At 65.7% G+C, this 9,920-nt stretch carries 11 protein-coding genes; 4 read left to right on the top strand and 7 right to left on the bottom strand.

The window, feature by feature from the left end:
• The 3 genes from A5784_RS24240 to A5784_RS24230 form a co-directional block, all read right to left on the bottom strand.
• On the bottom strand, positions 1-718 hold a 718-nt coding region (locus A5784_RS24240), incomplete at its 3' end, for a molybdopterin-dependent oxidoreductase (RefSeq protein WP_353651919.1).
• A 47-nt stretch (positions 719-765) separates the two neighbouring features.
• Positions 766-3,312, bottom strand: a complete 2,547-nt coding sequence (locus A5784_RS24235; RefSeq protein WP_064947427.1) for an ATP-dependent Clp protease ATP-binding subunit — start codon at positions 3,310-3,312, stop codon at positions 766-768.
• A gap of 106 nt (positions 3,313-3,418) precedes the next feature.
• The gene (locus A5784_RS24230) at positions 3,419-3,868 is read right to left on the bottom strand and encodes an Hsp20/alpha crystallin family protein (RefSeq protein WP_064947426.1); all 450 of its coding nucleotides are present in this window, start codon (positions 3,866-3,868) and stop codon (positions 3,419-3,421) included.
• Positions 3,869-4,152: 284 nt separating this feature from the next.
• Between A5784_RS24230 and A5784_RS24225 the strand changes: the two genes are divergently transcribed.
• On the top strand, positions 4,153-5,172 hold the full coding sequence (locus A5784_RS24225) for an FUSC family protein (RefSeq protein ID WP_064947425.1): 1,020 nt from the start codon (positions 4,153-4,155) through the stop codon (positions 5,170-5,172).
• Here A5784_RS24225 and A5784_RS24220 read toward each other — a convergent pair.
• Together A5784_RS24220 and A5784_RS24210 are read right to left on the bottom strand one after the other, a co-directional pair.
• Positions 5,163-5,924, bottom strand: a complete 762-nt coding sequence (locus tag A5784_RS24220; RefSeq protein WP_232006231.1) for a PucR family transcriptional regulator — start codon at positions 5,922-5,924, stop codon at positions 5,163-5,165. The genes A5784_RS24225 and A5784_RS24220 overlap by 10 nt on opposite strands.
• A gap of 551 nt (positions 5,925-6,475) precedes the next feature.
• Entirely contained in the window at positions 6,476-6,886 is a 411-nt protein-coding gene (locus A5784_RS24210; protein WP_232006230.1) for a S26 family signal peptidase, read from the bottom strand.
• A 181-nt stretch (positions 6,887-7,067) separates the two neighbouring features.
• Here A5784_RS24210 and sodN point away from each other — a divergent pair, with 181 nt between their 5' ends.
• Together sodN and A5784_RS24200 are read left to right on the top strand one after the other, a co-directional pair.
• Complete coding sequence (gene sodN / locus A5784_RS24205) at positions 7,068-7,472, top strand: superoxide dismutase, Ni (RefSeq protein ID WP_064947422.1); 405 nt, start codon at positions 7,068-7,070, stop codon at positions 7,470-7,472.
• Positions 7,473-7,590: 118 nt separating this feature from the next.
• Entirely contained in the window at positions 7,591-7,974 is a 384-nt protein-coding gene (locus tag A5784_RS24200; protein WP_064947421.1) for a hypothetical protein, read from the top strand.
• Positions 7,975-8,083: 109 nt separating this feature from the next.
• On the opposite strand, the gene A5784_RS38435 is transcribed toward A5784_RS24200, so the two are convergent.
• Positions 8,084-8,230 (bottom strand): hypothetical protein, encoded by a 147-nt coding sequence (locus A5784_RS38435; RefSeq protein WP_156750749.1) that lies wholly within the window; start codon positions 8,228-8,230, stop codon positions 8,084-8,086.
• A gap of 376 nt (positions 8,231-8,606) precedes the next feature.
• On the opposite strand from A5784_RS38435, the gene A5784_RS24195 reads away from it, so the two are divergent.
• Entirely contained in the window at positions 8,607-8,987 is a 381-nt protein-coding gene (locus tag A5784_RS24195) for a cupin domain-containing protein (RefSeq protein WP_064947420.1), read from the top strand.
• A gap of 57 nt (positions 8,988-9,044) precedes the next feature.
• Here A5784_RS24195 and A5784_RS24190 read toward each other — a convergent pair whose 3' ends face one another.
• On the bottom strand, positions 9,045-9,626 hold the full coding sequence (locus A5784_RS24190; protein ID WP_064947429.1) for a TetR/AcrR family transcriptional regulator: 582 nt from the start codon (positions 9,624-9,626) through the stop codon (positions 9,045-9,047).
• Between the last annotated feature and the right edge of the window lie 294 nt (positions 9,627-9,920).

Below are 9,920 nucleotides of genomic sequence, written 5' to 3'. Positions count from 1 at the left end.
CGGACACCCACTGGAAGCCCACCGGATGCGCCTCGGCCATGTTGCCGCCCTGAAGGACGATGCAATCGGCGTTGGCCATGTCCTGTAACGACTGCGTCGCGCCACCGCGACCGAAGGAGGCTCCCAGACCGGGAACCGTGGCGCTGTGTCAAATACGCGCTTGGTTCTCGATTTGTATGGCGCCCGCGGCGGTGAAGAGCTTCTTGATCAGATAGTTCTCTTCGTTGTCCAGGGTGGCACCGCCCAATGAGGCGATGCCCATGTTGCGACGCAACTTACGGCCCTGGTCGTCGACGTCCTGCCACGAGTTGCGGCGCGACTCGAGGAAGCGGTCGGCGATCATCTCGATCGCGGTGTCGCGGTCGAGATGCTGCCATTCCGTGGCCCGGGGCGCCCGGTAGAGCACCCGGGTCTGCCGTCCCGGCGCGTTGACCAACTGCTCGCTGGCCGAACCTTTCGGGCAGAGCCGGCCCCGCGAGATCGGCGAATCGGGATCGCCTTCGATCTGCACGACCTTCTCGTCCTTGACGTACACCCGTTGGCCGCAGCCCACCGCGCAGTACGGGCACACGGACTGCACCACGCGGTCGGCTGTCGACGTACGGGGCTCGACGGCGCGCGTGCGCGCGGAGGTCACCGCGGGCCCGCGCCCCAACAGGTCGCCGGAGCGCAACTGCCGCAGCACGGGCCACTCCAGAAAGAACTTCGGTCCTGCCATGGGTCCGAGGCTAGTACGCGAAGGCCGGCTCATCGATCTGAATCCCCCTACTCCTTCTTGGCAGACGTCTTCTTCGGGGTCTTCTTGGTGGCCTTCTTCGCCGCCACCTGGCCATCCCCGGACGACGTCGCCTCATCGGTGGTGTCGGCCGTGCCCTCGGTGCCTCTGGGGCTGACCGTCTCGATCACCAGACCGGTGCCGTCGGCGTCGACCCTGACCGTATCGCCCGAGCGCACAGTGCCTTTCAGCAGCAGCCCGGAGAGCTTGTTGTCCAGCTGCCGTTGCACTGTCCGGCGCAGTGGTCTGGCCCCGAACTTGGGATCGAAGCCCTGTTCGGCCAGCCAGTCCTCGGCCGCGGTGGTCACGTCGAGCTCGATGTCCTGGGCGTGCAGCAACCGGCGCGTGCCGTCGAGGATGAGCCCGATGATCTGCCGCAGCTGCGCCTTGTCCAGCCGGTGGAAGACGATGGTCTCGTCGATGCGGTTGAGGAACTCCGGCCGGAACCGGGTGCCCAGCAACTCCATGAGCTGCGGCGTGATCTTCTCGACGTCGCCGTCGGGCGCGTCGAGGATCAGATCGGATCCGATGTTGCTCGTCAAGATCACGATCGTGTTCTTGAAATCCACTGTGCGGCCCTGGGCGTCGGTCACCCGGCCGTCGTCGAGCAGCTGCAGCAGCACGTTGAACACATCCGGGTGCGCCTTCTCGATCTCGTCGAACAGGATCACCGAATACGGTTGGCGCCGAACCTTGTCCGTGAGCTGACCGGCATCCTCGTAACCCACATAGCCGGGCGGGGAGCCGACCAGGCGCGACACCGTGTGCTTCTCCTGGAATTCACTCATGTCGAAGCGGATCATCCGGCCCTCGTCGCCGAACACCGCCTCGGCCAGCGCCTTGGCCAGCTCGGTCTTGCCGACGCCGGTGGGGCCCAGGAACAGGAACGAGCCGATCGGCCGGTTCGGGTCGGCCAGCCCGGCGCGTGAGCGTCGCACGGCTTCGGCGACCGCGGTGACGGCGTCCTCCTGCCCGATGACCCGGTTGTGCAGCACATCCTCCAGCGCCATCAGCTTGTCGCGTTCCTCCGCGGTCAGCTCGGTGACCGGGATACCGGTCTGCCGCGACACCACCTCGGCGATGTCGACGACGCCGACCTCGGGTTCGGCCCCAGCCTCGATCTCGCCGACCTGCTCCTTGGAGTTCTCGATCTGCTGGGCGATCTCCTTCTTCAATTCGTTGGCCTTCTCGAAGTCCTCGGCGGCCACCGCGGCGTCCTTTTCGCGGTTGAGCCGCGCCAGCTGTTCTTCGAGGCTCTTGGCATCGGGGCTGGGCGTCTTGGTGCGCAGCCGCACCCTGGCCCCGGCCTGGTCCATCAAGTCGATCGCCTTGTCGGGCAGGAACCGGTCGGTGATGTAGCGGTCCGACAGTTCTGCCGCGGCCACCAGGGATTCGTCGCTGAAGTGCACCTGGTGGTGCTCCTCGTACACATCGGCCAGACCGCGCAGGATCTCGATGGTGTCGTCGACCGACGGCTCGGACACCATCACGGGTTGGAACCGGCGCTCCAACGCGGCGTCCTTCTCGATGTAGCGCCGGTATTCGTCGATGGTGGTGGCACCGATGGCGTTGAGGTCACCGCGGGCCAGGGCCGGCTTGAGCAGGTTGCCCGCATCCATCGAACCCTCACCGGTCGAGCCCGCACCGACGATGGTGTGCAACTCGTCGATGAACACCACCAGCTCGTCGGAGTGGTCCCGCACTTCATCGAGGATCTTGGTCAGCCGCTCCTCGAACTCGCCGCGGTACTTGCTCCCGGCGACCAACGATCCGACGTCGAGCGCCACGACCCGCCGGTCGGCCAGCGTCTTGGGCACATCGCCGTTGACGATGCGCTGCGCCAGGCCCTCCACGATCGCGGTCTTGCCGACGCCCGGGTCACCGATGAGCACGGGGTTGTTCTTGCGCCGCCGGGACAGGATCTCGACGGTCTGCTCGATCTCGTCGGCACGTCCGACGACCGGGTCGAGCTTGCCGGCCCGCGCATCGGCGGTCACATCGCGCGCGTACTCGTCGAGGGTCGGGGTGTCGCTGGCGGGCTGCTGCTTGCCCGACGACGCAGCCCGCAGACTGGGTGCCGCGGCCAGCGCCTTGGTCGCCGGGGTGTCGGGCGTCGCCGCGATCCCGAGCAGGATGTCCTCGGGGCCGACGTAGCTCTGCCCGGCCTGCGCGGCATGTTGCTGCGCGACGCGCAGAGCCCGCTTGGCCGCCGGGCTCAGGGTGGGCGTGCCGCCCGAGGCATCACCGGACCCGGCTGCCGCCTTCATCTGCTCGGCCACCTGGTCGGGGTCCAGCTGCAGACCGGCGATGGCGTCGCGGGTCGGTTCATTGGTGGCCGCGGCGTAGAGCAGATGCTCCGCGGTGATCTCGGGGTTGCCCCACTCCACCGCGGCGTCGCGGGCCGCGCCGACGAGCTGCTTGGCACTGTCGGTCAGGAGCCGGCCGAGGTCGACCTGCTGCACGGGCGGCCGCGAACGCGCGCCCGGACCGAAAAACCGCTGGAACACGTCATCGAAGAAATCGTCGAAATCACTCATCAGAAAAGCTCCTAACCATGGTGGATTGATGGAAGGGCGATCTGCGATCGATCATCGCATCGCCAGATCGTGGGATTCCCAACATTTTTGGAATGGACCGTGGTCCTCATAGCGGGCCCGTGACGGGTACCGCCACCGGTTGGGCACCCGGGACCCCGTCATCGGCAGCCTTGGGCGCCCGCACCGTGAGCACACCGTTGCGCAGCGTGGCGGCGGTGCGGAGGGGGTCGACGTCGCTGGGCAATGCGACTTGATTGTCGAAGTGGCCCTCGCGCCGGGTGTGATAGCGCAGCTTCCCGGCGTTGTCACGACGCGGGACGTCCCCGCGGACGCGAATCTCATTGCCCACGACGTCGACCCGCACGTCGCTCGTGGTGATTCCGGGCAGCTCGATCTCGATCACGTACGCCTGATCCGTCTCTGCCACGTCGACCGGCAGTGCCTGTTGCGGCCCGGGCGCAGTGGCGGAATCACGGATCAGCCCGGAAAGTTGTGTGCAGAGCGAGTCGAACGTCCACGGATGTTCCTGCCCACCGGACCATCTCGAATCCGCCACTGCCGGATCACCCGTACCGGCAGGTGGGCGGGCCGGGCAACAATTTCGTCATCGTCACTCCTTCGGTGCGGAATATCGGATGGTTCAAGGCTGTCCCCCCGACCCGTGGCACGTCCAAGACTTGCCTCCGACCGCGTGATAGGCGCCGCCGATCAACGGCCCACACGCTGTAGTGATAGGCGTCGCCGATCACTGATTCGAAACTTCCGCTTTGACGGCGGCATCGCAGTGCGGCAGCCTCATCTTGTTGTCTGGCAGACCTTTTGATCGATCGGAGTGAACGCATGCGCGCCGTGAGGGTGTACACGCAGGTGCGCATCGCCATGACTCCGCCCATGGGCGATCACCGCCCGGCGGTGCGCGTGGCCCTCGGCTTGGCCATCCCCGGCGTGGCGCTGTTGTCGGCCGGACGCCCCGACCTGATGATCTACGCGGTGTTCGGGGCGATCACCGGGATGTACGGCCGCACGGAGTCCCGGCAGCGCCGGCTCGCACACCAGATCCAGGGTGCGGTGATCCTGATACTCGGGGTGTCCATTGGGGTGGCGTTGGGCAATTCCCACATCGTGCAGGCAGTCCTGGTGCTCGCCGCGGTGGCGTTTGTGGCCGTCGGGTCGGTCGCGACGGACTATCTCGCCCTCAAACCCGAGGGGCCGTTCTACGGTCTGTTCGCCCTCGGCGCGGTGGCCACCGTCCCGGCCGGCCGCGTGTCGGCGGGATCCGCGATATTCATCTGTGCGGCAACGGCTTTACTGTCCATCCTGCTCGGCGTTCTCGACGCACCACGTGGTTCGCGGCGGCAACCACGCCCGCCCATGCCGGACCGCCGTGACGTGCTGATGCACGCGAGCCGCTACGCGATCGCCATTGCCGCAGCCGGGACGGCGGGGCTGTCCCTCGGCGTCGACCACGCCAACTGGGCGATGGCCGCGGCCGCCGGTCCACTGGCCGCTGCCGACGCCACCGGTCGCGTCCGCCGGGGCATCCACCGCCTCGGCGGGACATTCGTCGGCCTCATCGTGGCCGCAGTGCTGCTCATCCCACAGCCGAGCGAGTACGTGCTGGCGATGTGCGTGATGGCGCTGCTGTTCCCGACCGAACTGTTCATGACCCATCACCATGCGGTGGCACTGGGCTTCTTCACGCCGCTGATCATGCTGATGACCGACCTGGCCCAACCGGCCGCACCGGTCGAACTGCTGGCCTACCGCGGCATCGACACCGTCATCGGGGTCGGAGCCGCGGTCATGGTTGCGCTGATCATCAGGGACCGAACCACCGGCCCGCTCCCCGGTCAGGGTTGAGAACCGCTCGAATTCGCCTGTCCCGGAGTCAATCTCAGTGCGTACGCGGCGGTCGCCAGTTGCGCGACACCCTGCGGGTCCAGCAGTGAGCGGCCGGTGAGCTCGTGCAACCGGCGCAGCCGGTACCGGATGGTGTTCGGGTGGCAGTGCAGCAGCTTCGCCGTCGATTCGGCCGAGCCCTCGTTCTCGACATAGGTGATGAGCGTGTCGAGCAGCACGCTGCGGTCGTCGTGCAGCAGCTCCAGGACCGGCCCGAGAACCAGCCGGACCAGGCGTCGCGCCTCCTCGGGCGTCCGGGCGAGCAGAGCTTCCAGTGGGCTCGCGCTGAACACCTGCACATCCCGGGCGCCCGCAGGCAGCATGGCCAGCGCTGACCTGGCCAACTGCAGTGCGCGTGGCGTATCGACCAACGAACGGTATTGGGGACTAACGCCGGTTCGCGCACTCGCTGCCCCGCGCAGCACATCGATGGCCTCGGCCTCCTGGCCCGCTCGCAGGGCCACCACGCCGAGTTGCAGGGCGGGGGTCAGACGCCACGCCGAGGCGACACCACGTTCGGCGAGCCTGCGCTCGATGCCGGGGAGGCTCTCCTCCGCGAATGCCAAGGTGTCGGCGGCGACCACGACGAACGTCGCGTCGGGCGGCAGATCCAGCAGGGTGGCCGCCTCCGCCGGGCCGCCGTCCAGGCTCGGGTGACCGGTGAACAACGCCTCGACCAGCGCTGATCGCCGCTGTTGGCGCCCGACCAGCAACTCGGCAGTCGTCGCGCGTCCATGCCCGGGTGGGCCACCGCGGTGAGGATGAAGTTGAGATTCCGGGTGATGGACTCGCGAAGTTCGTTGGCAGAAACAAGATCTCGCGTGCGGTACAGCGGAATGCGGTCGACCGTTGCGGCATATGCCTGGTCCACGAGCTCGACGAGACGGCGCTGGGCCCACGATGCCAGTTCCGCGATCCTCGCATCGTTCACGTGGCCTCATTCAACTGGTCGGCGAGGGCGCCGGCCTCGCTGGTGTCGCTGACCCGTCCCGGCCAGCAGGTCAACCGTACCGGTCGTTGTCGCCGTCGGGGCTCGTCGAATCATGAACCAGTGCAATCGGTGTCGACGGCAGGCCACCCGAGCCGCTGAGCGGGTCGTCGGGGCGGTCGCAGGTTGGCGGGCTCGGCGTGTCGTGGCTCCGGAGGAATACCACCTCTGGAAATGCGCCACCACCGGTAATACCAAATAATCCGATACTGCCGGCGGTGGCACGTTCCGAGAGGTACATACCCAAACTTCCAGGTGCTGGTGTGACCGGTGTGATCAAGGCGCGTCTTGAGGCCGCGCCGACATCGGTGGGCGCTGTCGGAACGGCGGCTGCGCTGATGCTCGCCAATACCGGAACAGGACCCGGCCCGTCACCGTAGCCTCGCCATACTTGCGGGAGTCGTCAGTCACCAGGGGATTGTCACCTTCGATCCACCATCCGCCGCGGTAAGGGCGGATCGCCCGTTTGACCACGAGCAGATCAGGCCGGCTGTCGAAGCGCGCGATCACCAGGTCCCCCGGTCGTACCCGCCGGGCCCGGTAGACCACGAGCGCGTCGCCGTCACGCAATGCCGGCACCATCGACGGACCGGAAACACCGACGGTGAACACCCGCGACCACAGCCAGCCGGTGCCCGCTGCGGCGACGAGCGTCGCAATCATCTTCGCGCGCCACGCCCAGGTCACGACCGAACCGTACGCGAAAGGCTCCGGATTGCCGCAAGGCACGTTTACCACTTTGACAGCCTGGTTATCCGGTTCAGGAGTAATGTCGCAACAAGGAGTCGGCACAGTGTCGGTCGATCCGCTCTGTGCGTGGACTACCTACCCGCACAGCAGTTTTCACGTTGGTACAGGAGAGAGTCATATGCGACTGCCGTCCTTCCTCGCCCCCCGCGTCATCGCCCGCGCACACTGCGATCTGCCTTGCGGTGTGTACGACCCGGCTCAGGCGCGGATCGAAGCCGAATCAGTCAAGGCCATCGCGGAGAAGTACCAGGCCAATGAGGACCCCGAGTTCCGCACCCGTGCGCTGATCATCAAGGAACAGCGTTCGGAACTGGTCAAGCACCATCTGTGGGTGCTGTGGACCGACTATTTCAAGCCACCCCACTTCGAGAAGTACCCCCAGCTGCATCAGCTGGTGAACGAGGCGACCAAGCTTGCCGGCGCGTCCGGCACCAAGGGCTCGGTCGACCCCGAGGTGGCGCAACAACTCCTCGACAAGATCGACGAGATCGCCAAGATCTTCTGGGAAACCAAGAAGTCCTGACCCGCACTGTCGTCACCCACAATCGCGTTTGATCTCACGCACAACCCTCGCCGGTTGACCCGTCTGCAGCTTCGCTCGCGCAATAGGCTGCAGACGGCCAACCGGATCGAGGGACAGCATGGGTGACGTGACGATCAGCGCGAAGACGATCGGAAATCCCGCAGGGGGCATGGCCGACGATCCATGGCCGGCCGGGCATCCCGCTGAAGGGGAACGGGTCGCCATTTTCGCCTACGCCGTGACCAGCGTTGACGGGGTGTCGCAGGACATCCGCACGTATCACGTGGCCCCGGTGGACACCGCGCGCGAGGGACCGCTGACGGAGCCGTCAGCTCAACCGCAAGGTGTCACCGTGCAGTGGACGGGGTGCGGTATCGGCACGGTGGTCCGACCGGCAGCGGCCCTCCTTGGCCACGAGCGGCTGACCGACGACCCCGACCGCGCCGACGCGATGGTGCAATGCGAAGTCCGGCCAGACGATCCGCGAATCATCCAGGCGTAGAACATCACCGGAGGGCTACGGCGTCGAACGCCTCGTGGACATTCGCGCGATTCCGCGTTCACGCCATAATCCGCCGGACCAACCGACGCTGCTCTGATATACGCCGGCGTCATTTGTCGGCGACGGTCCTTCGCAACCAGCGCCACCCCGCGGCCACGAGTGCCGGTCCGGCCGAAACGACTTCCTGCCACATCGAGGGCAGCTCCGGGCGGGTATGCCAGCGATCCGGCTCCGCGGGCTGTCTCGGCTCAGACATGAATACCTCCTCGTCATCACGGTCCGCACTGGTGGAGGTTCCAGTCTGTTGCGATAGAGCCGACGGCGTCCAAGACGTGATTTCGAATGATCAATAAGCGATACCGATCAAGCGCAATCGTCGTCAGCAGTGCCGCCGCGGTATTCGTAGAGTCGGTGGCGCGTTGCGTTCGGCTTACAAGTCGAGGGTCAATTGGCTTGATTTGCACCGTGATACGCGGAAACCTGTGCCACGGTGGAACTTTCGTTGACTTGGCCACGCAAGTGCCGAATGCACCGGCGACTGTGTGCGCCATCAAACTACCGCAAACTATCCAATTGACAAGTTTGAGGATTGGGGTGAGGCTAGATGTGCCCCCAACAGACAAGGACCCCACATGGCGCTCAGCGGCAATCCCGTCCTCAAATTTGACCTGGCCTATCTCAATTCCCTTGACATTCCCCATGTACGTCCGGAGGAAGCGCCTCCGCATGTGCGCATCTTCGGCTCACCTCGGATCGGGCTGCTGCATGTGGCGGGTCCGTCCGACGGTGCAGGCTTCGTAGCGATCTGGACCGCAGACCGCGACGGGTTCGATTACACCGAGATCCCCGAGGCCGAGGCCGCCTTAGTCCTCGATGGTGTGCTGCGGCTGACCCCGAGCGGCGGTGATTCGGTCGATATTCTCGCCGGACAGGGCTATCGGCTGCCCGCAGGATGGTCGGGCCGGGTCGAGGCTGTCGAACCCGTGCGCAAGGTGTACTTCCTACTCGACTGATACCGATGAGTTGACGGCCTGTCTGGCGTCATGATGCCTATGGCACGGCAGGCCACCTCAGCTGGCGCGGACTTTCCTGCTGCGCCGGCCGGCCACGCCGTATTGTTTGATCACCGCGCGCAACGCATCGATGTTGCGGCGCGTCCGGTTGGCGTCGCCGAAAATTGTTTGCTGGAAGACCACACCGTCCATCGCGGCGAATACTGTCTGGGCGAACGACTCATCGTCAATACCGTTGCGACTGAGCGCATCTCGCACAGCCGACCGGTAGAGCTCGTACATCCGTTCAATCATGGGCACCAGCTCGGGGCGCCGCCGCGATTCGAGGGCCAGTTCGTACTGGAATGCCTGGATATCTGGGTCCGCCTCGACCAGATCGGCCAGCGTAGCAGCGAAATCGGCGAAATCGGTGCTTGCAGAAGACAATGCGGAACCCAGAATGCTGCGTTCGACAGAGAACGTCAAGGCTTCCTCGACCATGGTGTTCCAATCGCCGAAGTGATAACGCACGGAACCGTGACTCACACCCGCCTCTGCGGCCACCGAACGATACGTCAGCCCCCGCAACCCCTCTGAGGCCACGACGCGAATGGCGGCCTCGAGCAGAGCTTGGCGCCCCGTCCCGTATGTCACGCCCATCGTCGTCTCCTTTGCGGTGTCGGGACACCAGCCTACGTGCAACACCATCGGCGAATGGGTGGATCTCGTGGGCGGTCATAAAGGCTCACCCCTCACCCCAATCCGCAAAACTATCCAATTGACAAGTTCTGTGGTGCGCCTCACACTGAACGGAACAACAGCCCGCTCATCGAGATACGGCGCTCTGCGACGTTCAACATGGCTACCGTCGATCACCGAAGGACACTCGGATGGACACGACTCCGTCACCGCAGACCAACTTGAAAAAGAATGCCTTTGGTGTGCCCAGCATCT

The sequence above is a fragment of the Mycobacterium sp. 852013-50091_SCH5140682 genome (genome assembly GCF_001665685.1).
In the GTDB taxonomy this organism is placed as follows: Bacteria; Actinomycetota; Actinomycetes; order Mycobacteriales; family Mycobacteriaceae; genus Mycobacterium.
The sequence above is the reverse complement of the archived record's forward strand: the minus strand, read 5'-3'. Positions and strand labels throughout refer to the sequence as shown.

What these genes read in the sequence shown, in the direction of transcription:
- A5784_RS24195 (WP_064947420.1), top strand. Translation starts at nt 8,607, where the DNA reads ATGGCGCTCAGCGGCAATCCCGTCCTCAAATTTGACCTGGCCTATCTC.
- sodN (WP_064947422.1), top strand. Translation starts at nt 7,068, where the DNA reads ATGCGACTGCCGTCCTTCCTCGCCCCCCGCGTCATCGCCCGCGCACAC.
- A5784_RS24200 (WP_064947421.1), top strand. Translation starts at nt 7,591, where the DNA reads ATGGGTGACGTGACGATCAGCGCGAAGACGATCGGAAATCCCGCAGGG.
- A5784_RS24225 (WP_064947425.1), top strand. Translation starts at nt 4,153, where the DNA reads ATGCGCGCCGTGAGGGTGTACACGCAGGTGCGCATCGCCATGACTCCG.
- A5784_RS24190 (WP_064947429.1), bottom strand. Translation starts at nt 9,626, where the DNA reads ATGGGCGTGACATACGGGACGGGGCGCCAAGCTCTGCTCGAGGCCGCC.
- A5784_RS38435 (WP_156750749.1), bottom strand. Translation starts at nt 8,230, where the DNA reads ATGTCTGAGCCGAGACAGCCCGCGGAGCCGGATCGCTGGCATACCCGC.
- A5784_RS24235 (WP_064947427.1), bottom strand. Translation starts at nt 3,312, where the DNA reads ATGAGTGATTTCGACGATTTCTTCGATGACGTGTTCCAGCGGTTTTTC.